Source organism: Chromobacterium sp. Beijing (assembly GCF_021496765.1).
GTDB lineage: Bacteria > Pseudomonadota > Gammaproteobacteria > Burkholderiales > Chromobacteriaceae > Chromobacterium.
The window spans coordinates 747,052-771,701 of the sequence record NZ_CP053750.1 but is presented as its reverse complement, the minus strand read 5'-3'; the positions used below and the strand labels follow the sequence as shown (position 1 = coordinate 771,701).

Below are 24,650 nucleotides of genomic sequence, written 5' to 3'. Positions count from 1 at the left end.
CGCGTCATCGCATGCGGGCATCCCGACGCCGGCAGCTATGCCTGGCGTTTTTTCCTGACCGTGATTAACGACCTGAGCAAAGGCGCAAAGGCATGAACGCTAAAGTGCTGGAATACCTGATCCGCGGCAACAGCAACGATTTCGTTGCCGCGGTCGGCAATGCCAAAACCACGCACCAGCAAGCCATCGAGAACATGACGGCCGCCGCGCGGCGGCTGGAGCTGTTCGGCAAGGCGCAGGCCGATGCAAAACAAACCGCAAGCGAGTTTTTCAAACTCAAGAACGAGACGGCCGCGTACCAGACTGCGCTGGCGGCCGCACGCGGGCCGCTGGCCGCCTTCCAGGAAGGCATGACGCAAACACAGACGGCGGCTCGGCAAAGCGCATCGGCTGTTAAACAGCAAAAACTTGAACTGCGCGAACTCCAGGCCGCGCAGCGAGCCGCTGCCCAAGAATACGCGGCGACACGCAAAGAGGCACTCGCCGCCGGCGGCAGCGCAGAGCAGTACGCCGGCGAGTTGGCGCGCACTCGTCGTCAGCTCGACAGCACCACCGCGGCCGTCGAGGCGATGCAGCGCCGCGTCGCCACCTCTGGCAGCGAGTACGCCAACCAGCAGGCGGCGCTGGAGCGTTACCGTGCCGGCCTGGCAAATGCTCAACGTCCGGTCCAGGAACTGGAAGCCCAGGTCCGCAAATCGGAGCTGGCCCAGCAGCGCGCTGGTGCGCAAATGCGCAACCAGGTCACATCGCTGAACGCGATGCGCGACAGCTTGGCCGCCGCCGGCGTCGACACCCGCAACCTGGCCGGCGAGCAGACCGCGCTGAACGGCCGTATCGAAGCGGCCAACAAGGCGCAGCGGCTGGCCGCCGCCGAGCGCACGCTGGGCCTAGTTCAGACCCGTCAGGCCACGATGGCCATTGCTGAACTCGAACGCGCCTATAGGACGATGGCGAGCTCTGGTCGCTACAGCAGCCAGCAATTGGAGCAAGCGGCCGAGCAAGTGAAAAAGAAAATCGTCGAGCTGCAGCGCCAGGCTAGCCAGGGCGTCAATCTGACGCTCAATCAGACGCAGCCCCAGCCCAGCACCAGCGGCGCTGGCGATATGCTGCGGCGGGCCACCGCCGGTGTTGGTGCGGCCGCTATTGTGCATGAGGCCACCCAGCAAACCCTCGCCTACGGCACCGCCATCGCAAAAGTCGGCACACAAATCGACGGCAACCGGCCGTTAATGGCGCAGTTCGATAGCGAGGTGTGCAAGCTGGCCAAGTCGATGGGCGTCGACGCCACCGAAAGCGCAAACGCGCTGGCCGACATCTTCGGCTCACGCGACTTCGACCACCCGGCCGAAGCAATGACGGTGCTGAATAAGGCCACGGTCGCGGCCAAAGGGGGCTTTACCGACGTCGGCACGGCGGTTCAAGTAGGGCTGGGGGTACTGAACGCCTACGGCAAAGAAGTCGGCGACTTGGAGGGCGTCTATGACGTGCTGTTCCAAACCGTCAAAGATGGCGTGACCAACTTCCCCGCATTGGCCCAGGGGCTGGGCCAGGTGGTGCCGACAGCCGTCGCGTCCGGCGTCTCGTTCGAAGAGTTGGGCGCAGCGCTGGCGGTGCTCACCAAAAACGGGGTGCAAACCCCTCAAGCGATTACCTCAATCAACGGCGCAATCGTCCAGTTGGCCGCCCCGACAAAAGAGGCAAAGGAAAAATTACACGCGCTTGGTATTGAGTGGACCTCGCTTGGGGACACCATCCGCCAGATTTCGGAGAAAAACCTAAGCCTGGACGCCGTGCGCTCCATCGTGCCGGACATTGAAGGTGCCCGCGGCGTGCTGACGCTGGCCTCGCACTATGGCGCGCTGACCGACGAAATCGAACGCATGAAGGGCGCGGCAGGCGCAGCGCAAGGGGCGTTCAATATCGTCCAAGAAAGCGATGCCGCGAAAGTTGCCAAGTTCAAGGCGGAGATTAACGACCTGCTCTTGGAGCTGGGCAAGTTGATCGCCCAGGGCCAGCCGGTATTGGCGTTCTTGACGGACCTGTTGCGTGGTTTCAATGACCTGCCAAGTGGCGTTAAGCAGACTGTGTTAGCCATTGGTGGGCTTGCAGCATCCACTGCAATTATTCGAACCCTGGGCGGAGCTATGTTGCCTCTGCCCGGTTTGATGGGCGGCACCGCGGCGCAGGCCACGGCCGCCGCCGCGGCCATGCCTGGCGTCGCCGGAGGCATGGGCCTGGTCGCCGCTGCGGCCAAGGGCTTGGCCATCAATATGGCTCTGCTTGCCTCATTTGGATTTACTCTTTCAAAACTGATGGAGTTGTATCAACTCTGGCGCGAAAACCAAGACATCTCCGCTGCTGTCGAGCAGCGCCAAGCCGCCGCGCAGCAGGCAATCAAAGACTATGCCGCCGATGCCAACCTCAAGAAACTGAGCGCGGACGAGTTGGAGAAGCTGACCGACCGCGAGCGGGAGGAGTACGCCAAGCGCCTGGGCAATGCGCAAAAGTTCTGGCAAAGCAAAGCGTCGCTGGAGTCCGAGAAAAAATGGGACAGCGCGGATGCCTTCGTTGCGGCGCGCCAGCAGCGCGAGTATGCGGCCGCGCAGGAAGACCTGCAGCGCGCCAAGGTGGTAGTCGCAGAGCGCAAAAAGCTGGAAGGTCAGCTGTACACGGCCAAGGCCGAGCTTGAGGCGAAGGAGAAGGAAAGAAGCAAGAAATTCCAGGAAGACAGTACCCGTTCATTTGAGGCCGCGATATCGACCAAGATCAAGGGGCTGCAAAAGCTGACCAGCGAGGAAGAACGCTACGTCGCCCACAGCAACACGCTGCAGCAGGATCAGACCAATGTCGCTATCGATCAAGCCAAAAAGCGGCTTGAGCAGCTCAAGTCGACGTTGCAGAAACAGCTGGATGCAGAGAAAAAAACCGCCGACAAGATCAAGGAACTGAAGGCGGACAAGGAGAGCAGCAATAACGACGTCGCCGGTCGCCTGCGGGCGCTGAAACGTCGCGACATGAGCGAGGGCGACCAGCAGAAAGATATCGGTAGCGAAGCCGAGGAAAAGCTCAACGAAAGCCGGCGCGCGCGCAACAGCGGCAATTTCGCAGAGGCCAAACGCCTGGCGCAGGCAGCAATGAGCCTGGGCGAGCAGATCAAGGACAGCAAGCGCGCTGTCGAGCTGGCGGAACAAGCCGCCAACCAGCTGAACCGCTCCCAAGACGCTGAGATCGAGGAGCAACAAAAGCTGCAGCAAAAGCAGCAGGCCGATGCCAAGGCGACCGAGCAGCAAGCGGTCGACGCGCAGAAGCAAATCGACACGTTGACGCAGAAGCTGTCCGAATTGGTGGGCAAGGAAACCAGGCTCAAAGTCGATACCGACATTGAGGCCGGCAAGACCAAGATTGCCGAAATCCAAGCCAAGCTGGACGCGCTGAAAGACAAAACCGTCACCGTCACGGTGGCGCAGGCCGGCACTGCCGCCTTGCCCGCGGCCGCCGCCGGCGACATCCAGAAAAACGCAGAAGGCGGCCACATCCGGGGGCCGGGCACCGGCACCTCGGACAGCATTTTGTCCTGGTTGTCCGACGGCGAATTCGTACTCAGATCGGCGGCGGTGTCGCACTACGGCGTGGACCTGCTGCACGCGCTCAATCAGATGCGCCTTCCGAAATTTGCCCAGGGCGGGCTGGCCGGCCGCATGCCGGCATTGCCGAACCTGCGTCCGTTGACCTCCTTGCCCAGCCTGCCGCCGCTGGCATCGTTGCCGGCCCCGCGCACGGCCGAGGCCGTTAGCAAAAACCTGGGCTCGCTGGACCTGGTCGCCGGCGGCCGCAGGCTGACCGTCCAGGGCGACCCCGACGCGATGGCCGATTTCAAGCGCGAGTTTCTGCGCCTTAACCTGAAGAATGCCTAATGAACTACGCCCCCTCATTGATCATCGGCGGCCGCGTACTGAGCCTTGAAGCCAGGCTGCAAGCGTTTACCCAGCAGTACGAGACTTTGGCGGCGCGCAGCATCCTGCGCAGTGCCAACGGTAGCGCGCACATCCAGCAACGCTGGAGCCGGCTGAAAACCACGTTGTCCGGCTCCGGCTGGGTGCCGGCCGGCCTGGCAAACCTGCCCACCGCCGAACCGCTGGAGCTGCATTGTGCCGCGGCGCGCACACTGCAGGCGGCCGGCCCGCAGATCGGCTTGCCGGCGTTCCGCACCGACATCCCGCCAGTCGGCTACGCATTGCGCCAAGGCTATCGAGTACCGGTGCAAACGAGCGTGCAAAACGGCATCGCGCTGCTGACGCTGCTAGCAGGCGCGGACGCTTATGAGGTGGCTTTCTGGCCGATTTTGAACGTGTTCGCCGAGTACCAGGACAGCGGCGACATGCGCAACAGCAGCTACTCCTGGTCGTTGAGCTGCGAGGAGATATAGCAATGCTCATTTACTGGAATGATCTGATTGCCGACCTGCCGACGGGGCTGGAGCCTATGAAGTTGGCGAACCCGGACGATCTGATGCGCCGCGTTTTTGGCATGACGCTGCTGCCGATAGATAAGCGCAACGCTAAAACGGTGATTTGTATTCGAGCCAACGACGGCAGCAAAGCTGAGGTGGTGCATGCCGATTTCCAGGAATTCAACGTGATCAGGGCAGCGGAACCGGTGCGGGTCGGTGACGAGATGCAGCAAACCCAGCACAACTGGGATGGCGTCCCGTGCAAAGCATTTGTCACCCAATCGGCGGCTAGCGCGGCGGGCACGTTGATCAAGCGCCCGAAAGAGGCATTCGAGGCTGAAGCGCTACCAATAGCGCCAGCGGTGCTGTTCGACCTGAGCGCACTGCCGGCCGGCACCGAATGCTATGTGTATGCGCCGGGCACCAAAGCCTTGGCGTGGCCGCGCTGTACCTTTGTCGTCGCCAACAATAGCGCCAATGTACTGACCTTGCTGAACGATGGCGGCACGATCAAAAAAATGGACGGGAGTCCGGTTGTGCCGCCGCAGATGGGGCCGGGTCAAACCAGGGCCTGGTATCTCGACATGCTGGTGCATGTTCCTGCGATGTGGGGCGATACCAGCCAAGCGCCGGCCGCCTATGTCCTCAATGAGTTGCGCCTGCCATGATTCTTGCGCCACTTGCCCGTGTCCCGCTCACTGCGCTGGCCAGCGCTGACGCGCCGCCGCCGGCCGGCGAGGCCCTGACGCTGCCGTTGCTGTTCATCGCCGGCCGCAGTGGCGCGCCGCGGCTGGGCCTCAGCTTGCTGGCCACGGGCAGCGCCGAACATGCCGGCATTTGGGACGTGCGGGTGAAGCTGGGAGATGCGGACGTATCGGCCTGGGTCACGGGAACGATCCGCACCGAAGCGGAGGAAGGCGCGGCGCGTATCGCCGAGCTGCAGCTGTTGCCGGGCGGGCCGTATTCGCTGGCCAGCGTTAGCGGCCGCGCCGTGCAGATCGACCTGCAATGCCAGCCAGATGGGGTTTGGCATCGGCGTTTTACCGGCGTCGTCGAGTTGCCGGAACTTGAAGTCGGCAGCAAGTTGTTGACCCTGCATGCAACCGATGCGCGCAACGATACCCTCGCCACCAAGACCCGCCAGCAGCTCGCCACGCTGTTGGGCGGTTCCTGGTCGGATACCGTGTTCAGCGCCGACGCGGACTCATTGCGTTACGCAGAAGACCGGTTGTCCACGCTGCAGGCCAGCTACGACCTGGACGTCTACCGCCAGCCGCGTCTGACGGCCTGGCGCGCTACTCCGCCGACGCTGCGTTTTGACGCCGGCATCATTCTGGACGGCTCGTTGCGGCTGCAGACCAACCGGCTCAGCGAGCTGGTGAATACGGTGGTGTCCAGCTTCGAATTCCGCTACCCGCGACTTATTGAACAGCAACACACATTCACATGGAGCAACGACCAGCCGCTGCGCGAGTTTTTTGCGAACAAATTCCGCTTCCCGGAAAAGACCACGGTAGAAAGCGCGGCCGGCGGCGTCAGCGGCTGGGGCATGTTGTCCGCACGATTCGATCCCGCGCCGCCGTCGCAGACCTGGCAGGAAAATGGCGTGGTCTACAACTGGAAAAACCCGTTTACCGACCAGCCGGACGCCGATCCGTATTGCAGCCGCGCCCAGGTCGCGATGGCCTGGCGTGGTGCGCAAGACGTCATGGAGAAATGGACGGTCACGGTAACGGCTCCGGACTCGGTCGCGGTGCACGGCGTGCGTAAACAAGACGGCCAGCACGGCCAACTCGCAGTTGAAACCGACACCTCGGCATGGGAAAACCGTCAGGGCCTGGCCGCCGGTGATCTCGACCAGTTGCCCAGCCAAGGGCGCGCCGAAGCCAACGCCGGCATTCGCACGCTGCAAGCGGTGGCGGCCGCTCAGATCGCGGCCAGCCACCGCAACACCCGGCTCACGTTTCAGATGCCTGCGCACTCGACGCTGGACGTCTGCCACAGCATCGCGGTTGAGCATCCGCATGCATCGGGTACTGGCAAGGTGCAGCGCCTGGTCGAGACCCTGGACACCGGCAACGGGCAAGCCACGGTGGAAGTAACGATGGTGCTATCCACTGCGTTGGTGGTGGGCACGGTGCCGGCGACACCGCTGCCGGCTCCGCCGACGCCCCCCAAGCCTCCGCCGCCAGCGGCAACCAGTGCCGGCGGTATCACGGTGCTGGACAAATCCAGCATGGCCACGCTGCAGCACGACGGGTTTCTCGGATTCAGCGATGAACCCAGCACCGACGGCGCACAGCGGCCATCCGAGTTTCGCATCAGCGCCCCGGAGGTGCCGGCGGCGCTGCGCGACCCGGTCGAGGTCGCGCAAAAGTTGGAGCACAAGCTGGCGCTGCCTGCTGATCCGCTCATTCTCAACCCGTAATTGGGAGGCCGCATATGGCAATCACTCTGCAATTTTTTGACGACGCGGCGCTGACCTTGCCTTTGTCGCAGCTGGCGATGCGGCTGGAAAGCGGCCAGCAGGTCCGCCGCTGTGTCTACCTGGGCTCCCTCCGCGCCGAGGCCGTATTTACGCCGGCACGCGCGCCGCTGACGCTGACCGTGGCCGCGGACAACGGCCAGCAGTTGCCCGGCGAATGGCGGCTGGCGCATAACGAGGCCGACCTTGCCAGCGCTGCGCCCGGCCAGGCACTGGAGTTGGCGACGCCGCTGCTGGGCGGTGCAGACAACGCAAGACCGATCTGGCTGCAATGGAACTATGCCGGCAGCGCCGGCGCATGGCAGCAGTTTGGCTTGCAACTGGGCGAGGTGATCGAAGCATGAGGAACGATGAAGCCAAACGTATTGCCGACACGTTGGGGCAGACCCAGCGCAAAACCGTCAGCAAATCCCCGTTGCCGCCGCCAGCGTCCAAGGGGGCGTTGCCTGGCAAAACCGGCGTCGGCCGCAGCGGCGCTGCCAGCTTGCCGGCGACGGGTGCGATTGCCGGGCCGCTGGTCGAAAAAGACGCGTCGCTGCGTCAGTACCACCCGGAAACGAACATGACAACCAGCGACGGCCTGTTCGTCATCCGCGTCCAGCCGATCAAGCAAGTTACGCTGACCGATGCCAAAGGCCAAAAGGTGGTGATGGAGTATGCTGCGCCGTGAAACTTGATACCCGTTCACCGTTGCCGGCCGCCCGGCCGACCCAGGCCGGCCATCCTTACCATGGGCTGGTAAAGGACGGTGGCCTGACGCTGCCTAACGGCCAGGTCATCAACTATAGCGTCACCGGAATTTCTACCATCCTGAAGGTTCCCGGCTGGGATCGGCCGGAACAGTATGACCCGACAACAGGCCACCGCTGGCTGCCTTACGCGATTTATCAGCGAGCGGCCTTCTTTAGCGGCTGCTATTTGTACGGGCGGTTTAGCAACAACTGCGATTGGTTGGTTGCATTCGGCCCGGCTGACGTCTGGACCGTTGAAATCACCGCGGCCGGGCTGACGTTGGATTGTCTTAACCGCAAGGCCAAGCGGGTTTTTGCGCTGAATTGGGGACCAGTAGCCGACGCTTTCAAACCAAACGGGGGCTGGAAGTGGAGCCTCGCCACGGTATCCACCAGCGGCAACGCCGCAGTGCTGTCATTCGAGGGAAAGCTTTCCATCAATGCCGTGACACTGCGACTCACCCCGACTGGCGCGAGCATTAGTTTCAATGAGCGCATGTCCTTTGGGGCGCGGTCTGGTTACTACTATGAGCGGCGGCTGAAAGTAGCGGCATACCCATACGGCAGCGAAGTCGTTCCTGTCTTTTGCGAATCGGTGATGTTGTCTTCTACTACAGAGGAGATTCCCGAAGTGCCAGGCGTTGAAGGAGCGAAGACTCGTTACACCGCATTGTTTGAGTGGAAGATCGGGCCGGTCAAGTTGGGCCAGTTTTGGGTTGAGCATATTGATCGTGGTCCATTGGCCGGCATGGTTAATACCAAGACTTTGCAGATTCAATCTGGCGCCCTTCAAGCCCCTAATTTTTTGTGGAGCCAAGACATTCTGTTCGAGGTCGTTGGCGATGGGTTTGTGACGGTTGCGTCCCGGATCGGGCTTGAGCTTGTTACTTACGGCGTTGTCGACCTTGTCGCGGGAACCGGTACTTTGTGGCCAGCGGGGGCAACGCACGTAGCTGTTCACCCTGTCACCAGGCAAATCGTGTTCAATTCTGGGCCGGTTTGCTTTGCCTGAGGGGTGCCGAAGGACTTCCCCCCTGTGTGAGGGCCGAGCGTTCGGGACAATGGCCGCATCGTCCAGTACCACGGCCTCGTGATCATGCATCCCTACATCCGTAAAGACCCGCTCCAGATTGTTCAGGGCTGTTCATTCGAACAGAGCTGGGCCTGGACCGCCGGCGGTCAGCCGGTCGATCTGACTGGCGCACGTTTCGAGCTCGTCACAAAGGGGAGCGCAAGCGACAGCCTGGTGCTGATCTTCCTGAGTACGGAAAACGGCGGCATCTCGGTTCAGGGCAACACCATCACGCTGAAAATCACCGCGGAGCAAACCAAAACTTACGACTGGCGCGCAGCGGTGTTCGACCTTCGTGTTACATGGCCCAGCGGGCGCATTGACTTGTTCATGGGCGGCAAATTCGAAGTACGGCCGGGCGTGATGGCGCAATGACCCTATCGGAACTCGTTGAACTGATGCCGCAGCCTCAAGTTGAACGTATCGAAACACCCGTCATTCAGCGAGAGCTGATCATTGAATCAGGCAAACAAGGACCGCCCGGTCCAGGCATCGATAGCTTCGACGTCGATCTAGTGCTGCTGTACCAGATATCAAAACTATAGGGAGCATCCATGACACTGCAAGCACGCCTCACCCAACTGATTCAATCTGTCGGCGGCGATATCAAGACCCTGACCTCGGCGCAGGGCAACTTGGCGGCGTTGAACACAACGCAGAAGGCAAGCCTCGTCGGTGCAATCAACGAGATTCTCGACCTGGCGACCGGCCGCAGCGCGGTCATCGACGATACGGCTGCGGCAACGGGCAAAACCTACTCATCGTCGATGATCTTGCAGTTGCTCGCTGATCTGAAAAATCAGATTCTCGGAGGCGCAAGTTCGGCTTTTGACACCCTGCTTGAAATCGAACAGAAGTTAGGGGCCGGCGATGGTGCAACTGCAGGGCTATTGACTGCAGTTAATCACCGGGTCAGCTATGCCGATGCCCAGCCGCTGACAGCGGCGCAGAAAGCCCAGGCCTGCGCCAATATCGGGATCGGCGACCCTGAGACCGATTTCGTCGCCATCTATAACGCCAGCAAAGCGTGATGTTGATAGACCGGATTGCCGCTGGTTTTGTCGCGGTTGGGCGAGACATCAAGGCCGCGCTGGCGCTGGGGCAGATCGGCTATTTTGCAGCACCTGCCCGACCGTGTGGCTGGCTGCTGGCCAATGGGGCCGAACTCTCCCGCACTCGATACAGCGGCTTGTTCCAGCTGCTCGGCACTGCCTTTGGCGATGGAGATGGTTCCAACACCTTCAACCTGCCGGCCTTGCCGGCTCCTGTTGGGGTGTGGGCTTGCATCTACATAGGCGGCCAGGTCAACCCGCGCACGGTCACGCTGTACGCGTTTCACCCTGTTACCGGCGAGTATCAGGGCAGTCGTCCCGCCGATGTCTCCCTCGTTGACGCTGACGAGGTGGTCTTGCGGCCGCCATTCACCACGGATCAAGCGCCGCCGGCCGGCGAGCGGCAGACCGCAATCATGCTGAACGGGCAATGGGTGCTGGTGCCAGATTATCGGCAAGTCATGCTGTGGGGCACGCAAACCGGCGCGCACGTCAGCGCACAGTTGGGGCAATCACTGGCGACAATTGGCGCAACGGATAAGCCGCCGCCGGCATTTGGAGTGTGGAACGGGCAGGATTGGGTGATAGATCAAGATGCCCGCACCGCCGCAGATGCGGAGGCGGCCAAGCCCGAGTTTCGCTATCTGGACGACTCAACCCGCAGAGCGGCTCTAACTCAACAGGCCCAACAAGATGCCCGTGCCCGACTGCTGGCCGCGTATGTTGCCCGCAAACCGCTAGAGGATGCCGTTAAAGCAGGCGCTGCAACGGCCTATGAACAGGAGCTGTTGGCCGCGTGGAAGCGCTACTGCAACATGCTGGCCAAACTGTCGCAGCAGCCAGGCTATCCAGCGTTGATTGATTGGCCGCAACCGCCCTATGATTTGCGGGCGGAATTGCACTAGATCGCGGGGGCGTCGGTGTAAAAGTGCGCGCAAAGCGATGCAAAGTTACCCGCGCCGTTACACAAAAGATCGTGAACAGGCTCTTAGAGCCTCCCCGTCCGGCTGCCCTGCCTTGACCCTCCCCGCCCCGTCGGCGACAATCCCCGGGCGCCGCTCTCATTAGCGGCGCCGGGATTGGCGTCCCGCCCTGTACACAACGGACTCGCACCTCATCTGGGTGCGGTCCTGCTTTACCATGGCTATGCCACTTGGCAGGTGCATGGTGGGAGAGTGTCATGCACTCGCCGGTTTGTGTACACGGTAACGCCAATCCTGCCACGCGCCTGCCCAATACCTCGCTTTTCAGGCAGGCGGTTTATCTTGTGTCACAGCAGGAGAAACAGCATGTCCCCTATCCTACCCCGCCGCCGCCGCTACAAGCTGGCCGCCATCGAACAGCAGGAAACCCTGCTCCCCTTCGTCCGCTACATCCCGGAGCGCGACTATCCGCATTACTGGCAGATGCCGGAAGCCGACGATGACTTCGACGCCATGTGCGCCTACGGCCGCGAATGCGCGGCTCACCTGCTGCAATGGCTGAAGGATAATCGTTATTACGTGGGCTACGGCCTGCTAAGCCGGGTGGCGCGAGACATCGACTTCAACGCGCGTGAGCAGCGCGGCTACTGGATTGGCTTTTTCAATTATCTGGAGCAGATGCTGTTCTTGGGCGCGCAGCAAGTGAAGGTTTACCGCCACGTGGACAGCCTGCATCAGATGCATGCCGGCAAGAGCAGGCGCAGGCAGTTAGAAGAACGCTTCGGCCGCTTCGGCCTCTAGCACGGCGGGCGGCGATTCCGCCCTCGGACGGAGCCCGCCCTGTATTCCATACGCAGGCGGAGCCTTGCTTGGGTTCCGCCTCGCCTCCCGGCGAGGCGCTTCAGGCGCTTGGCGCGCCGCCCAACACCTTGTAAACATCCGCCAGGTTTTTCAATTGCTCCTGACGCAGCCGGATCAGCGCGGACTCGCTGCCGCGCCGCGCCTTGGCCGCGTCCAGCCAGGTTTGCACGTCAACCGCCCCGGCGCGGTAGCGGCTTTCCGCCAGTTGTTCGCTGCGCCGGTTCAAGGCCAGCGCGTCGGCTTGCAAGCGAGCGGAGCCTTGCAGCCGCTGGCGCGCGCTCAGCGCGTTGTCCACCTCTTGATAAGCGCTGTACAAGGTCTTGCGGAAACTGACGGTTTCCAGCTCGTAATCGGCCTGGCTGCTCTTCAATTGCAGGCCTTGCTTGCGCCACTCCAGAAAGGGCAAGGACAGGGACGCGCCCAGCGTCAGCAGCGGGTTTTGCACCAGGCTGCTCAGCGCGCCGCTGCTGGAGCCCAGCGAACCGGTCAGTTTCAGCGCCGGGAAGAAGGCCGCGCGCTCCTGGTCCACCTTGGCCAGTTTGCCGCGCAAGCGCGCTTCCGCGGCCATCAGATCCGGCCGCCGCTCCAACAGGCTGCTGGGCAGGCCGGCGTTTATCGCCGGCAAGGCCGGCTCCAGCGGCAGCGCGGCGATAGCCGGCAGCGCCGCGCCGGACGGGCGGTCCAGCAATAGCGCCAAAGCGTTTTCCTTTTGCCCGCGCTCGTCGGCCAGCCCCAATAAGTCCGCCTGTTGACTCAGCACCGCGCTGCGCGCCTGGGTGACGTCCTGTTCGCTCGTCGCGCCGGCGCGCCATTTGGCTTCCGCCAGCGCCTGGATGCGGCGCAGGTCCGCCAGATCCGCCTGCCCCAGCGTCTGCCGCGCCTTCAGCGCGGCGATGTCCCAGTACAGGCCGGCGGCGGCGCTGTCCGACAACAGGCGGGCCGCGGCTTCGTCATAGGCGCTGGCGCGGAACTCCTGATCCGCCGCGCGCAAGCGCGCGTCCACCCGCCCCCACAGGTCCAGCTCGTAACTGGTGTTCAAGCTGCCGCCGCTGCTGCGGCTCCAGGCCGAGGACTCTCCCAGCGTGCGCTTGGTCCCGGCATTGATGTCGCCGCTCAAGGAGGGCAAGGCGTCGCTGCGCTCCAAACCTGCCGCGAGCTGGGCCTTGCGCAGCTTGAGCAGGGCGATGCCCAGATCCGGGTTGCGGCTGCGCGCCTGCTCCAGCACCGCCAGCAAGCCGGCGTCGTCGAAGCCTTGCCACCAGCGCTCGCGGCTCATGTCCGCCTGGGCGTGGGACGGGGCGCCGCGCCATTGCGCCGGTACATCCAGCGCCTGGCGCTGATACGCCGTGCTCTGGCAGCCGGCCAGCAAGAGGGCCAGGCCCAAAACAGTGAGATTGGATTTCCAAAGCGTCAAACACTTACTCCCGCGCCAAGGCGTCAATCGGATTCAAACGCGCCGCGCTGCGCGCCGGCAGATAGCCGAACACCACGCCGATGGCGGTGGAACACGCCACCGCCAGGAGGATGGCCTTCAGCGACAGGGCCATTTTCCACTTGCTGACCAAGAGCGCGAACACAAAGCTGATGCCGTAGGACAGGCCGATGCCGATGGCCCCGCCCACCAGGCAGACCAGCACCGCCTCGGTCAGAAATTGCTGCAAGACGTCGGACTGGCGCGCGCCCACCGCCATGCGGATGCCGATTTCACGGGTGCGCTCGGTCACCGACACCAGCATGATGTTCATCACGCCGATGCCGCCCACCACCAGTGAAATCACCGCGATCAGGGTCAGCAGCAGGGCCAGGGTGCGACTGGTGTTTTCCACCGTTTTCAGCACCTCGTCCATATTGAAGGTGAAGAAGTCCTTGCCGCCATGGCGCAAGGTCAACAGCTGGCTGATCCCCTTCTCGGCCAGCGCGGTGGGCTGGCCTTCCTGGATGCGCACCACCATGTAATCGAAATAAGCCTGGCCGAACAGCCGGCTGCCGGCGGTGCTGTAGGGCATCCACATTTGCAGCGATTTCCCGCCGCCGTTGTCCTTGGTTTCCACCACGCCGATCACGGTGGCCGGCACGCTGCCCACCAGCACCACTTGGCCGATGGCGTCCGCGTCGGCGAACAGTTTGCGGCGGGCGTTGTTGTCTATCACCACCACCTGGCGCTGCATGCGCACGTCGTCGCGGCTGAAACCCAGGCCGGCAACCACTTTCAAGCCGCGCACGCGCAAATACGTGCTGTCCACGCCGGACACCGAGGCGTTGACGTCGACATTGCGGTAGCGGATGCGCAGGCTGTTGCTGGTGACCGGCGACACGCTGTCCACATAGGGTTCCTCGGCCAGCGCGGCCAGATCGCCGGGCAAGAAGGTACGCACGCCGTCGGCCTTGTCGTCGCCCCAGTCCTTGCCGCGGTACACGGTGATGGTGTTGGTGCCGATGGAGCGGATGTCGTTCAGCACGTAATTGCGCGCGCCCTCGCCCACCGCGATGATGGACACCACCGAGGTGATGCCGATGATGATGCCCAGCATGGTGAGCACGGTGCGCAGCCGGTTGGCCAGCATGGCGAGCATGGCCATCTTGAAGGCTTCGCTCATGCGTTCGCGCCAGGCCGGGCCGGGCTTGGGCCGGCGCGGCTCGCGCGCGTCCACAACCGGACGCGGCGCGTCGGCGGCGCTGTCGCGCAGGATCTCGCCGTCGCGGATCTCGATGATGCGTTCGGTCTGCGCGGCGATGGACGGGTCGTGGGTGACGATGATGATGGTGTGACCGGCGGCGTGCAGTTCCTTGAGGATGGCCATCACTTCTTCGCCGCTGTGGCTGTCCAAGGCGCCGGTGGGTTCGTCGGCCAGGATGATGTCGCCGCCGTTCATCAGCGCCCGGGCGATGGACACGCGCTGCTGCTGGCCGCCGGACAGCTGGCCCGGGCGGTAGTCTTCCTTGCCGGCCAGGCCCAGCCGCGCCAGCAGCTGGCGCGCGCGTTCGCGCCGCGCTTCCTGGCTCATGCCGGCGTACACCGCCGGCATCGCCACATTGTCGATGGCGCTCAGATGCGGCAACAGGTGGTAGCGCTGAAAGATGAAACCGAAATGCTCGCGCCGCAGCGTGGCCAGCTGGTCCTTGTCCAGCGCGCCCACGTCGCGCCCGCCCACCTGGTAATGACCGGCCGAGGGCTGATCCAGGCAGCCCAGGATGTTCATCAGCGTGGACTTGCCGGAACCGGAGGCGCCGATGATGGCCACCATCTCGCCGGCGCGGATGTCCAGGCTGACCTCCTTGAGCACCGCCACTTCTTCATCGCCGGACGGAAACCGGCGCCACACTCCGGACAGCGTCAGGCTGGCTCCGCTCATGCGCTCACCATCACGCTGCCGCTGGGTTCTTCTTCCTTGCCGCCGGCTTCGCTGGTCACCACTTTCTCGCCGGCTTTCAAACCATCCAGGATCTGCACACGGGTGGCAGTCTTCAGGCCGATGCGCACTTGGCGCTCATGCAGCTGGCCGTCCTTGCCCTGCACCTTGACGCTGTGGCGTCCATCCTTGCCGGCCGCACCCAGCGCGCTCAGCGGAATATTCAAGGCCTGCTTGGACTCCGCCAGCACGATGCTGATCTGCGCGGTCATGTCCACGCGCAGCTTGCCGTCCATGTTCTTCACATCGAACAGCGCCTTGTAGAAGTTGGCGTTGTTGATTTTTTCCGGCGTCGGCAAGATGGCGCGCAGCTTGCCGCGGATGGGCCGGTCCGGCGCCCCCAACACGGTGAAATACACCGGCAGCCCGGCCTTGACGCGAATCACGTCGGCCTCGGCCACCTGGGCGTGCACCGTCATCGTGCTCAGGTCCGCCAGTTTCAGGATCACCGGCACCGTCTGGCTGGCGATCACGGTCTGACCCTGCTGGGTGACGATTTCGATCACCTCGCCGTCCATCGGCGCGGTGATGCGGGTATAGCCCAGCGTGGTGCGGTTCTTGTCGATCTGGAAACGGTTCTGGCGAATCTGCGCCTGCAAGTCGTCCAGCTCCGCCGTCTGGCTCTGATAGGCGGTTTCCGCCGCCAGCAGGTCTTTTTGCGAGGTGGAGCCCTCGCTCATCATCTGCTTCTGGCGCGCCAGCTCGCGCTCGGCCTGGCGCAGCGTGGCCTGCTTGCTGCGCAGCTGAGCCACGCGGGACTCCAGTTGCGCCTCGGAAACCTTCAAATCGTTGAGGCTGTTTTCCGGATCGATCTCGGCCAAGAGCTCGCCCTTGCCGACTCGGTCGCCGGCCGCCACCTTCAGGATTTTCAACTGTCCGCTGGCCTGGGCGCCCACGTCCACTTGCCGCAGCGGCTTCAGCACGCCGCTGGCCAGCACCACGTCCTCCAGATCGGCGCGGGTCACCTCCGCGGTCAGCACCTGCGGCGCCGGCTTGGGCGCCAGCCACAGCCAAAGCCCCCAGGCGGCCAGCGCCAGGACGGCCAGCAGCGCAATGCCGTTGCGCCACGGCCGCCGGCCCAGATTGACGCGGCGGCGTCCTTGCAAGGAGCCGATCAAATACAGGGGGAGCAAAAGCTTACGAATCCAACGCTTCCAAAATGTCATGTGGCGAGAAACCAAAGCGGAAATGAGGAAAACATCTTAGGACCGCGGGCAACGGGCATTGGTTGCACCCCGCGTCGACAATACGCATTTGACATACATCGCGCCAAGGCGGTCCGCCGGCTATAAGGGCGGCGTCAGCCCGCGCGCCAAATAGCTTTCCCGCAGATGGCGGCGCAGGCATTCCGGGCACAGGCAATCGCCGTGGCCATAGGGCAAGGGCAGCACCTGCGGCAGCTCCGCGCACCAACAAGCGCCGTTGTCGCCGCCCTCTCCGCAACGGAAGGCCGCGCCGCAACGCTCGCAGCGCTTGTCTTTGACCTTGGGCCGCAAGCCGATCAGCCGCTGCCACACCGCGCGCTTTTGTTCGTCGTCGAAGCCGGACCAGCCGGCGATCTCGTCCAAGGTGCGCAGGCAGCCCAGGCAATAGGCGCCGCCCTCGTCGAGACGGCAGAGGCCGACGCAGGGCGAGGCGGGCGCGGGATACGCCTTTGTCATCAAAAATCCATCTTATGTCGCGAAATCAGTCCGCTATTTTAGCGCAAAGCCGCCGCCTACACGCCGCCGGGCTTGACGCTGATCGGCGTATGCACCAAAAATGGGCTGCCGCCTTATTCCTGAGGCGAATATCCAAATAGATTAAAGCTAAATAGACAAAGAGAAATCAGGAGAAATTCATGAAAACGCATCTTAGCCTCATCGCCTGCGCCGCGCTGGCCCTGACCGCCTGCGGCAAATCCGAACAAAGCGCCGGCAGCGCGCCGGCCGAAGCCGGCGCGGTCGTGGTGAAAATCGGCTCCGCCAACCCGCTGACCGGGCCTTTTGCCCACTGGGGCCGCGACGCGGACAACGGCGTCAAGCTGGCGGTGGCAGAAGCCAATGCCGAAAAGCTGACTCTGGACGGCAAGCCCGTCACTTTCGAAGTGGTGTCCGAGGACGACCAGGCCGATCCCAAAACCGCCGCCCAGGTGGCGCAACGCCTGGTGGACGGCAAGGTGGCCGGCATCATCGGCCATCTCACCTCCGGCGCGGCCATTCCCGCTTCGCGGATTTACTCTCAGGCCGGCATTCCGATGATCGCCGCCTCGGTGACCAGCCCCAGCTTCACCCAGCAGGGCTTCAAGAACACCTTCCGCATCATCGCCAACGACCGCCAGCAAGGCGAGGCGCTGGCCAAGTACGCGATCGAAACGCTGAAGGCCGGCCGCATCGCCATCGTCGACGACCGCACCACTTACGGCCAGGGCCTGGCCGACGATTTCGCCAAGGCGGTGGAAGCGGCCGGCGGCAAGGTGGTCAAGCGCGAGTTCACCAGCAATAGCGCCACGGATTTCATGGCCATCCTCACCTCGATCAAGGGGGCGAAGCCGGACCTGCTGTTCTACGGCGGCATGGACGCCCAGGCGGCGCCCATGGTCAAGCAGATGAACAAGCTGGGCCTGAAGGCCGCCTTCATGGGCGCGGACGGCATCAATACGCCCGAGTTCTCCAAACTGGGCGGCGACAGCGCGGAAAGCAGCTACGCCTCCAGCGCCGGCGCGCAAAAAGACAAGATGCCGGGCTTCGCGGACTTCAACGGCAAGTACAAGCAGCAATTCAACGCCGACATCCAGGCCTACGCGCCCTACACCTATGACGCCGCGCGGGTGATGATCGCCGCGATGAAGCGCGCCGGCTCCTCCGATCCGGCCAAATACCTGGGCGAACTGCCCAAGACCGACTTCAAGGGCGTGACCGGCGAGATCCGCTTTGACGACAAGGGCGACATCCAGCACGGCACCGTGTCGCTGTATCAATTGCGCAAAGGACAGTGGGTCGGCCTGTAAACACCGGCGTTCCCGCCTCGTCTCCACACCCCGGCCTATGCCGGGGTTTTTGTTTTTTGCGGCGGCGCTCCAAAAAAATATGGCGCCATATTAAATAAATGGCTATAACTATTTATTCACAAACTAACATAAGGAGAGGATATGGGACTACTCGTTTCCCTATTGGCCGGCGGCCTGATCGGCTGGCTCGCCGGCAAGGTCATGGGCGTCAGCGAAGGCGTGATCGCCAACATCATCATCGGCATCATTGGTTCGGCCTTGGGACATTGGCTGTTTGGCCGGCTGCTGGGCATCTCTTCCGCCTCGGCCGCCGGTTCCTTCTCCCTGCCCGGCCTGGCCTTCGGCATTGCCGGCGCCGCCATCCTGATTTTCCTGCTGAAGAAGATCGGCCTCTTGCGTTGATCGGGCAAAGAAAAAGGCGACGCTGAACGCGTCGCCTTGTCGCCTGCTGCCGAACCGGCTTATTTGGCTGCGGAAGCGTCCTTGGACGCGGCGGCGCCGCCCACGGTTTCCAGCACTTTCCACTCGCCGTTCACCACTTTGTAGACGGTGATGCCGCCGTCTTTCAGATCGCCCTTGGCGTCGTAGGTCCAGCTGCCGGAGGTCACGCCGGAGTGGGTGATCTTGGCCAGCACCGGCAGGTAGGCTTTGGGATCGGTGGAGTTGGCGTCTTTCATCGCCTGGATCAGCGCGCGGGTGGCGTCGTAGCCGTACGGCGAATAGGTGGCCACGTCCATCTTGAAGCGCGCCTTGTAGCGGCTCTCGTAGTCCTTGCCCTTGGGCATTTGATCCAGCGGCAGGCCGGCCAGCGAGGCGATGGTGCCGTCGGCTTCCTTGCCCGCCAGTTGCAGGAAGGTCGGGGTCTTGGTCATCTCGCCGGAAATCAGCGGAGCGGTCAGACCCAGGCGCTTCATCTGCTTGGCCATCGGCGCGGATTGCGCGTCGGCGCCGCCGTAGAACACCACGTCCGGCGCGGCGGCCTTGATCGAGGTGAGGATGGCGGCGAAGTCGGTGGCCTTGTCATTGGTGAATTCGCGCTTGACCACATTGCCGCCGGCGGCCTTGGCGGCCTTCTCGAACTCGTCGGCCAGGCCCTGACCGTAAGCGGTGCGGTCGTCCACGATCACCACTTTCTTGGCGCCCAGTTTTTCCACCACGAACTTGCCCATCACCGAGCCTTGCTGGGTGTCGGAAGTCATCGAGCGGAAGGTGTTCTTGAAGCCCTGCGCGGTGAAGGCCGGCGAGGTGGCCATGGCGATCATCGGAATGCCGGCGTCGGAATAGATCTTGGAGGCCGGGATGGAGGTGCCGGAGTTGAAGTGGCCGATGATGCCGTTCACTTTCTCGTCGACGAATTTCTGCGCCAGCTGAGTGGCGGTTTTCGGGTCGGCCTGGTCGTCCTGAGCTTCCAGTTCAAAGCTCACCGGCTTGCCGCCGATGGTGGGCTTCTCGGCGTTGGCGTCTTCAATCGCCAGGGTCACGCCGTTTTTGTATTCTTCGCCGTAGTGGGCTTGCGGACCGGTCAGGGGGGCCGCGAAGCCGATCTTGACCACGCCGCCCGCGGCGGCTTCCGCGCCGGCGGAGGCGCCGGCTGCCGGCGCGCCCTCTTCTTTTTTGCCGCATGCGGACAAGGCGACAGCGGCGGCCACGGCCAGGGAAAGAGTCGTCAGTTTGTTTGCTTGCATCATGTTTCCTCTATTTCTCCAGAGATCCCCATCCGTCACGTGTCGGGATTGGGGGTTTGCGGAACCTGTCTAATGTTGTTATGTACATCCCGCCTTCCCCAAGCAGGGGCGAGCGCGGCGGCTGGCGGCATTATTTCAAGGCCGCCAGCTTGTGGCAAGTGGCTTGTTGGACAAGCCCGCCGCCACCCCATGCGCGCCGGCGCATGGGAAAACCGGTTTGATCCGCGGAGTTGCAAGACGAACGGGCCGCCGTCTCCGGGGCCCGCCCCGCCTTTAATCGCCTATGCTCATCAGGCTGGCGTTGCCGCCCGCCGCGGTAGTATTCACGCTGAGCGCGCGTTCCACCACCAGGCGGTGCAGATTGTAATGGCCTTGCGCGTCGGCGCGCAGCAGCGGCACCAGGGCGCCGTCGCGCGCGGCCAGCGTACGCTGGGCGGCTTCGGCCTCGGCTTCGGAGCCGGAGAACAGCACGGCGCCGACATCCGCCGCCAACACATCGGCGTCCAGCTCCACCAGGGCGCCCAGCTTGGCGGCCAGGCTTCGGCCCGCCTCATTGGCCGGCAACACCGCGCGGTTGCCGGTGGCGAAGGCCGCCGCCAGCTGCTCCGCCAGCGCTTGCGCATTGCCCGCCTGGCAGCCCACCTTGCCGCGCGGCGCGAACTGCAGCGAGTTCCGCTCGCCGGTGGGACCCGGCAAGTTCACCAGGCAGGCCAGCACGCTGTCCTTGCGCGCCGCGGCGATGGCCGGCTCCAAGGCCAGGCCCAGGCCGCCCGCGGCGGCCGCCAAGGCGTCCAGCGCCGGCAGGGACAGCGGCAGGGTCTCCGCCGCCAGTTTCGGCTCCCAGGCCGCGCGGCTCAGCCGGTACAGATAAAAGGGACCGCCGGCCTTGGGGCCGGTGCCGGACTTGCCTTCGCCGCCGAAGGGCTGCACGCCCACCACCGCGCCGACGATGTTGCGGTTGACGTAGACGTTGCCGACCTTGATCTGGCCGACGATGTTGTCGATGGTCTCGTCGATGCGGCTGTGGATGCCGTGAGTCAGACCGTAGCCGGTGGCGTTGATCTCGGCCACCACCTTGTCCAGCTCATTGGCCTCGAAACGCAGCACATGAAGCACCGGACCGAAGACTTCGCGCTTCAGCTGCTTGAGATCGGCGATCTCAAACAAGGTGGGCGCCACGAAGGTGCCCTTGGCGCAGTCCTCGCCCAGTTTGACCTGATGAGTGGCGCGCGCGCTCGCCTTCATCTTCTCGATATGGGCCAGCAGGCCGGCCTGGGCTTCGGCGTCGATCACCGGGCCGACGTCGATGTCCAGCTTGGCCGGATCGCCCACTTTCAATTCATCCATCGCGCCCTTAATCATGGCGATGACTTTGTCGGCGATGTCGTTTTGCAGATAGAGCACGCGCAACGCGGAGCAGCGCTGGCCGGCGGAATCGAAGGCCGAGCTGAGCACATCGGTGACCACCTGCTCCGGCAGCGCCGAACTGTCCACAATCATCGCGTTCTGGCCGCCGGTTTCGGCCACCAGCACCGGGTCGCCGCCGCGCTTGGCCAGCGTGCGGTTGATGATTTGCGCCACCTCGGTGGAGCCGGTGAAGATCACGCCCTGGACGCGCGGGTCCGCGGTCAGCGCCGCGCCCACCACTTCGCCGCGGCCCGGCAGCAATTGCAGCGCCGCGCGCGGCACACCGGCCTCGTGCAACAAGCGCACCGCGTGCGCGGCGATCAGGCTGGTCTGCTCCGCCGGCTTGGCCAGCACCGCGTTGCCGGCCGCCAGCGAGGCCGCCACCTCGCCGATGAAGATGGCCAGCGGGAAGTTCCACGGGCTGATGCACACCACCGGGCCCAATGGGCGATGGCTGGCGTTGTCGAATTCGTCTTCGATCTGCGCCGCGTAGTAGCGGCAGAAGTCCACCGCCTCGCGCACCTCTGCGATCGCGTTGGCCAGCGTCTTGCCGGCCTCGCGCACCGCCAGGCCCATCAGCGCCGGCATCTGGTCTTCCATCAGGTCGGCCATCCGTTGCAGGCAGGCGGCGCGTTCGGCCACCGGCGTGGCGGCCCAATCGGCGGCGCCTTGCTGCGCCAGCTCCAGCGCGCGGTTCACGTCCGCCGCGCTCGCCTCGATCACGCGGCCCACCAGATCGTCGTGATCCGCCGGATTGCGCACCTGCTGCACTTCGCCGTCGGTGACGTCGCCGTCGCCCAACATTGGGAAAGCGCCCCACGGCTGTTTCTCGGACGCTTGCAGGCCCAGTTGCAGCGTGGCCAGCACATGCTCGCTGGACAGGTCCAGACCCTTGGAGTTTTTGCGCTGCTGGCCGTACAGCTCCAGCGGCGCCGGAATCTTCTTGTGCGGCTGGCCGCCATGGCGCGCGGCCTCGGCCACCGGATCCGCCACCAGTTCGTCTATGGACACCGCCTCGTCCACGATGCGGTTGACGAAGGAGCTGTTGGCGCCGTTTTCCAGCAGACGGCGCACCAGATAGGCCAGCAGAGTTTCATGCGAACCCACCGGCGCGTAGATGCGGCAAGCCTTGCCCAGCTTGTCCTTGCCCACCACCTGGTCGTACAGGGTCTCGCCCATGCCGTGCAGGCACTGGAATTCGTAATCCTTGCCGGAGGCCAGATTGAACACCGCGGCCAGGCTGTAGGCGTTGTGGGTGGCGAACTGCGGATAGATCGCGTCCTGCGCGGACAACAGCTTCTTGGCGCAGGCGAGATAAGCCACATCGGTGTAAACCTTGCGGGTGTAAACCGGATAACCCGGCAAGCCGTCCACCTGGGCGCGCTTGATCTCCGCGTCCCAGTAAGCGCCCTTGACCAGGCGCACCATGAAGCGGTGCTTGCTGCGACGCGCCAGATCGATCAGGAAATCGATTACATAGGGACAGCGCTTCTGGTAAGCCTGCACCACAATGCCTATGCCCTCGAAGCCGTCCAGATCCGGATCGTTGGCCAGCGCCTCCACCAGATCCATGGAGATTTCCAGGCGATCCGCTTCTTCGGCGTCGATGTTCAGGCCGATATCGTACTGTTTGGCCAGCAGGAACAAGCCTTTCAGGCGCGGCAGCAGCTCGGCCATCATCCGTTCGTGCTTGATGCGGCTGTAGCGCGGATGGATGGCCGACAGCTTCACCGAAATGCCCGGGCCTTCGTAAATGCCGCGGCCGGCGGACGCTTTGCCGATGGCGTGAATGGCGGTCACATAGTCTTGCAGATAGCGCTGCGCGTCGGCCTCGGTCATCGCCGCCTCGCCCAGCATGTCGTAGCTGAAGCGATAGCCGCGCGCCTCGCGTTCGCGGCCGTTGGCCAGCGCTTCCTCAATGGTCTCGCCGGTGACGAACTGCTTGCCCAGCATGCGCATCGCCATGTCCACGCCTTTGCGGATCAGCGGCTCGCCGCCTTTGGCGATCAAACGGGTCATCGCCGCCGACAAGCCATTCGCGCTGTGCGAAGCCACCAGCTTGCCGGTGACCAGCAAGCCCCAGGCCGCGGCGTTGACGAACAAGGAAGCGCTATTGCCCAGGTGGGCCTTCCAGTCGCCGCGCGAAATCTTGTCGCGGATCAGCTTGTCCGCGGTTTCGCGGTCCGGAATGCGCAGCAGCGCTTCGGCCAGACACATCAAGGCGATGCCCTCGGCGCTGTCCAGAGAAAACTCATGCATCAAGGCATCCACCCCGCTGGACTTGGTGCGCTCGCGACGCACCTCCGCCACCAGGCGCCGCGCCAGGTCCTGAACCGCCGTGACTTCGCCGTCGCTCATCGCAGCCTGCGGCAACAGCGCCTGCACGCACTCGCGCTCGTCGCGACGATAGGCAGAGGTAATGGCGTCCCGCAGCGCCGACTGGCCATGGGCAAATGCGTCGAATTGCATGAATCATCTCCGTGTAGTTTGCAGCCCCGGGCTATCTCTTTTCATTAGCGCCCGGAAAATTTGTCTATTGTATACAAATACAAATAGATTGCTGGACAATATGAAGGAAACTTTTCAGTCCATAATTTCAGCCCAAACAAACCCAACTCGTACAAGCAGTTAGCCGGCGCCAGCCGGGCCCAAGACCCGCCTCACTGTTGCATGCCAACAACTTAGAGCGCCCCGCTCCGCCCCGTCCGCGCATGCCAAGGCCGGCGCAACGTGCCACAATGCCGTCCTGACTCTCTTCATCATAGGCAAACCCTCATGCAAACCGTGCTGATCACCCTGAACGCCAGCCCCTACGGGGACGAACGCGCGCTCTCCGCGCTGCGCCTGACCCTGACGCTGGCTCAACAGGCCGAGCGCTGCCGGGTGCAGCTGTTCCTGCTGTCCGACGCCGTTGTCGCCGCATTGAAAAATCAGAAGACCGCGCAAGCGCCGACCCTGGGCGAGATGCTGGCCGAAGCGTTGGAATTGGGCGTGACAGCGCGCGTCTGCCGCACTTGCGCCGACGCGCGGGGAATCGATGAAAGCCTGCTGCTGCCGGGCGTCAAGATCGGCACCATGCCGGAGCTGGCCGAATGGACGCTGAGCGCGGACAAAACGCTCAGCTTTTGAATCCGCAAATGCAAAAAGCCCAGACCGTTTGGTCTGGGCTTTTACATTGGGCGCCTGGCAATGTCCTACTTTCACATGGCGAATGCCACACTATCATCGGCGCTAAGGCGTTTCACGGTCCTGTTCGGGATGGGAAGGCGTGGGACCGCCCCGCTATTATCGCCAGGCATAAACTGCATCGCTTCTTTCGAGAAGCGAAACGCCAAGTCTTAGACTTGGCGTTATCGTATTGGGCGTCTGGCGGTGTCCTACTTTCACATGGCGAATGCCACACTATCATCGGCGCTAAGGCGTTTCACGGTCCTGTTCGGGATGGGAAGGCGTGGGACCACCTCGCTATGGCCACCAGACATAAACTGGTACAAACTTGAAGAAGCCTGGGATGGTCTACACCACCCCGCATATATTCGGTATTCAATTGTGTCGCACAACACTATCTCGTCACTCGGTTTCCCA

General features: G+C 63.5%; 20 protein-coding genes and 2 rRNA genes. 14 read left to right on the top strand and 8 right to left on the bottom strand.

Annotated features, from left to right (window positions below; translation table 11 throughout):
- Positions 1–92: 92 nt before the first annotated feature.
- The 11 genes from HQN78_RS03715 to HQN78_RS03665 all read left to right on the top strand — a co-directional run bounded on the left by HQN78_RS03715 (position 93) and on the right by HQN78_RS03665 (position 11,514).
- Positions 93–3,914 carry a phage tail tape measure protein gene (locus HQN78_RS03715; RefSeq protein ID WP_235087983.1) on the top strand — a complete coding sequence of 1,274 codons (3,822 nt, stop codon included), beginning with the start codon at positions 93–95 and terminating at the stop codon, positions 3,912–3,914.
- Positions 3,914–4,426 carry a hypothetical protein gene (locus HQN78_RS03710; protein WP_235087980.1) on the top strand — a complete coding sequence of 171 codons (513 nt, stop codon included), beginning with the start codon at positions 3,914–3,916 and terminating at the stop codon, positions 4,424–4,426. Before HQN78_RS03715 ends, HQN78_RS03710 begins: the two co-directional genes overlap by 1 nt.
- Positions 4,427–4,428: 2 nt before the next feature.
- Complete coding sequence (locus HQN78_RS03705) at positions 4,429–5,118, top strand: hypothetical protein (protein ID WP_235087977.1); 690 nt, start codon at positions 4,429–4,431, stop codon at positions 5,116–5,118.
- Positions 5,115–6,878 carry a hypothetical protein gene (locus HQN78_RS03700; RefSeq protein WP_235087975.1) on the top strand — a complete coding sequence of 588 codons (1,764 nt, stop codon included), beginning with the start codon at positions 5,115–5,117 and terminating at the stop codon, positions 6,876–6,878. Before HQN78_RS03705 ends, HQN78_RS03700 begins: the two co-directional genes overlap by 4 nt.
- A 14-nt stretch (positions 6,879–6,892) precedes the next feature.
- Positions 6,893–7,279, top strand: a complete 387-nt coding sequence (locus HQN78_RS03695) for a hypothetical protein (protein WP_235087972.1) — start codon at positions 6,893–6,895, stop codon at positions 7,277–7,279.
- Positions 7,276–7,605, top strand: a complete 330-nt coding sequence (locus HQN78_RS03690) for a hypothetical protein (RefSeq protein ID WP_235087970.1) — start codon at positions 7,276–7,278, stop codon at positions 7,603–7,605. The genes HQN78_RS03695 and HQN78_RS03690 overlap by 4 nt, the downstream gene beginning before the upstream one ends.
- A complete protein-coding gene (locus HQN78_RS03685) occupies positions 7,602–8,678 on the top strand; it encodes a hypothetical protein (protein WP_235087968.1) in 1,077 nt (358 codons plus the stop codon). The genes HQN78_RS03690 and HQN78_RS03685 overlap by 4 nt, the downstream gene beginning before the upstream one ends.
- Before the next feature lie 84 nt (positions 8,679–8,762).
- The gene (locus tag HQN78_RS03680; protein ID WP_235087965.1) at positions 8,763–9,113 is read left to right on the top strand and encodes a hypothetical protein; all 351 of its coding nucleotides are present in this window, start codon (positions 8,763–8,765) and stop codon (positions 9,111–9,113) included.
- A 179-nt stretch (positions 9,114–9,292) separates the two neighbouring features.
- Complete coding sequence (locus tag HQN78_RS03675; protein WP_235087963.1) at positions 9,293–9,769, top strand: hypothetical protein; 477 nt, start codon at positions 9,293–9,295, stop codon at positions 9,767–9,769.
- Entirely contained in the window at positions 9,769–10,695 is a 927-nt protein-coding gene (locus tag HQN78_RS03670) for a tail fiber protein (RefSeq protein ID WP_235087960.1), read from the top strand. The genes HQN78_RS03675 and HQN78_RS03670 overlap by 1 nt, the downstream gene beginning before the upstream one ends.
- Before the next feature lie 384 nt (positions 10,696–11,079).
- A complete protein-coding gene (locus tag HQN78_RS03665) occupies positions 11,080–11,514 on the top strand; it encodes a hypothetical protein (RefSeq protein ID WP_081544456.1) in 435 nt (144 codons plus the stop codon).
- Between the two features lie 100 nt (positions 11,515–11,614).
- Here HQN78_RS03665 and HQN78_RS03660 read toward each other — a convergent pair whose 3' ends face one another.
- The 4 genes from HQN78_RS03660 to HQN78_RS03645 all read right to left on the bottom strand — a co-directional run bounded on the left by HQN78_RS03660 (position 11,615) and on the right by HQN78_RS03645 (position 16,645).
- Positions 11,615–12,988 (bottom strand): efflux transporter outer membrane subunit, encoded by a 1,374-nt coding sequence (locus HQN78_RS03660; RefSeq protein ID WP_235087957.1) that lies wholly within the window; start codon positions 12,986–12,988, stop codon positions 11,615–11,617.
- 4 nt (positions 12,989–12,992) lie between these two features.
- Positions 12,993–14,927 carry a macrolide ABC transporter ATP-binding protein/permease MacB gene (gene macB, locus HQN78_RS03655; protein ID WP_227107827.1) on the bottom strand — a complete coding sequence of 645 codons (1,935 nt, stop codon included), beginning with the start codon at positions 14,925–14,927 and terminating at the stop codon, positions 12,993–12,995.
- Complete coding sequence (macA, locus tag HQN78_RS03650; RefSeq protein ID WP_235087955.1) at positions 14,924–16,117, bottom strand: macrolide transporter subunit MacA; 1,194 nt, start codon at positions 16,115–16,117, stop codon at positions 14,924–14,926. Before macA ends, macB begins: the two co-directional genes overlap by 4 nt.
- 153 nt (positions 16,118–16,270) lie before the next feature.
- On the bottom strand, positions 16,271–16,645 hold the full coding sequence (locus HQN78_RS03645) for a cysteine-rich CWC family protein (protein ID WP_107801115.1): 375 nt from the start codon (positions 16,643–16,645) through the stop codon (positions 16,271–16,273).
- A 179-nt stretch (positions 16,646–16,824) separates the two neighbouring features.
- Between HQN78_RS03645 and HQN78_RS03640 the strand changes: the two genes are divergently transcribed.
- A complete protein-coding gene (locus tag HQN78_RS03640; protein ID WP_107801116.1) occupies positions 16,825–17,973 on the top strand; it encodes a branched-chain amino acid ABC transporter substrate-binding protein in 1,149 nt (382 codons plus the stop codon).
- A 141-nt stretch (positions 17,974–18,114) separates the two neighbouring features.
- Positions 18,115–18,375, top strand: a complete 261-nt coding sequence (locus tag HQN78_RS03635) for a GlsB/YeaQ/YmgE family stress response membrane protein (protein WP_107801117.1) — start codon at positions 18,115–18,117, stop codon at positions 18,373–18,375.
- A gap of 59 nt (positions 18,376–18,434) precedes the next feature.
- Here HQN78_RS03635 and HQN78_RS03630 read toward each other — a convergent pair whose 3' ends face one another.
- Together HQN78_RS03630 and putA are read right to left on the bottom strand one after the other, a co-directional pair.
- Complete coding sequence (locus tag HQN78_RS03630) at positions 18,435–19,658, bottom strand: branched-chain amino acid ABC transporter substrate-binding protein (protein WP_107801118.1); 1,224 nt, start codon at positions 19,656–19,658, stop codon at positions 18,435–18,437.
- Positions 19,659–19,931: 273 nt separating this feature from the next.
- Positions 19,932–23,534, bottom strand: a complete 3,603-nt coding sequence (gene putA, locus HQN78_RS03625) for a trifunctional transcriptional regulator/proline dehydrogenase/L-glutamate gamma-semialdehyde dehydrogenase (protein WP_235087953.1) — start codon at positions 23,532–23,534, stop codon at positions 19,932–19,934.
- Between the two features lie 306 nt (positions 23,535–23,840).
- Between putA and HQN78_RS03620 the strand changes: the two genes are divergently transcribed.
- Positions 23,841–24,194, top strand: a complete 354-nt coding sequence (locus tag HQN78_RS03620) for a DsrE/DsrF/TusD sulfur relay family protein (protein WP_235087950.1) — start codon at positions 23,841–23,843, stop codon at positions 24,192–24,194.
- Between the two features lie 52 nt (positions 24,195–24,246).
- Here HQN78_RS03620 and rrf (HQN78_RS03615) read toward each other — a convergent pair.
- Both rrf (HQN78_RS03615) and rrf (HQN78_RS03610) read right to left on the bottom strand, forming a co-directional pair.
- Positions 24,247–24,361: ribosomal RNA gene (rrf, locus tag HQN78_RS03615) — 5S ribosomal RNA — on the bottom strand.
- Between the two features lie 68 nt (positions 24,362–24,429).
- Positions 24,430–24,544 (bottom strand): 5S ribosomal RNA (rrf, locus tag HQN78_RS03610).
- Positions 24,545–24,650 lie beyond the last annotated feature (106 nt).

Bases quoted from the DNA above. Each gene is read 5' to 3' on its own strand.
- HQN78_RS03700 (WP_235087975.1), top strand. From the start codon at position 5,115: ATGATTCTTGCGCCACTTGCCCGTGTCCCGCTCACTGCGCTGGCCAGC.
- macB (WP_227107827.1), bottom strand. From the start codon at position 14,927: ATGAGCGGAGCCAGCCTGACGCTGTCCGGAGTGTGGCGCCGGTTTCCG.
- HQN78_RS03690 (WP_235087970.1), top strand. From the start codon at position 7,276: ATGAGGAACGATGAAGCCAAACGTATTGCCGACACGTTGGGGCAGACC.
- HQN78_RS03710 (WP_235087980.1), top strand. From the start codon at position 3,914: ATGAACTACGCCCCCTCATTGATCATCGGCGGCCGCGTACTGAGCCTT.
- HQN78_RS03665 (WP_081544456.1), top strand. From the start codon at position 11,080: ATGTCCCCTATCCTACCCCGCCGCCGCCGCTACAAGCTGGCCGCCATC.
- HQN78_RS03670 (WP_235087960.1), top strand. From the start codon at position 9,769: ATGTTGATAGACCGGATTGCCGCTGGTTTTGTCGCGGTTGGGCGAGAC.
- HQN78_RS03620 (WP_235087950.1), top strand. From the start codon at position 23,841: ATGCAAACCGTGCTGATCACCCTGAACGCCAGCCCCTACGGGGACGAA.
- HQN78_RS03705 (WP_235087977.1), top strand. From the start codon at position 4,429: ATGCTCATTTACTGGAATGATCTGATTGCCGACCTGCCGACGGGGCTG.
- putA (WP_235087953.1), bottom strand. From the start codon at position 23,534: ATGCAATTCGACGCATTTGCCCATGGCCAGTCGGCGCTGCGGGACGCC.
- HQN78_RS03680 (WP_235087965.1), top strand. From the start codon at position 8,763: ATGCATCCCTACATCCGTAAAGACCCGCTCCAGATTGTTCAGGGCTGT.
- HQN78_RS03695 (WP_235087972.1), top strand. From the start codon at position 6,893: ATGGCAATCACTCTGCAATTTTTTGACGACGCGGCGCTGACCTTGCCT.
- HQN78_RS03645 (WP_107801115.1), bottom strand. From the start codon at position 16,645: ATGACAAAGGCGTATCCCGCGCCCGCCTCGCCCTGCGTCGGCCTCTGC.
- HQN78_RS03630 (WP_107801118.1), bottom strand. From the start codon at position 19,658: ATGCAAGCAAACAAACTGACGACTCTTTCCCTGGCCGTGGCCGCCGCT.
- HQN78_RS03635 (WP_107801117.1), top strand. From the start codon at position 18,115: ATGGGACTACTCGTTTCCCTATTGGCCGGCGGCCTGATCGGCTGGCTC.
- HQN78_RS03640 (WP_107801116.1), top strand. From the start codon at position 16,825: ATGAAAACGCATCTTAGCCTCATCGCCTGCGCCGCGCTGGCCCTGACC.
- HQN78_RS03675 (WP_235087963.1), top strand. From the start codon at position 9,293: ATGACACTGCAAGCACGCCTCACCCAACTGATTCAATCTGTCGGCGGC.
- HQN78_RS03715 (WP_235087983.1), top strand. From the start codon at position 93: ATGAACGCTAAAGTGCTGGAATACCTGATCCGCGGCAACAGCAACGAT.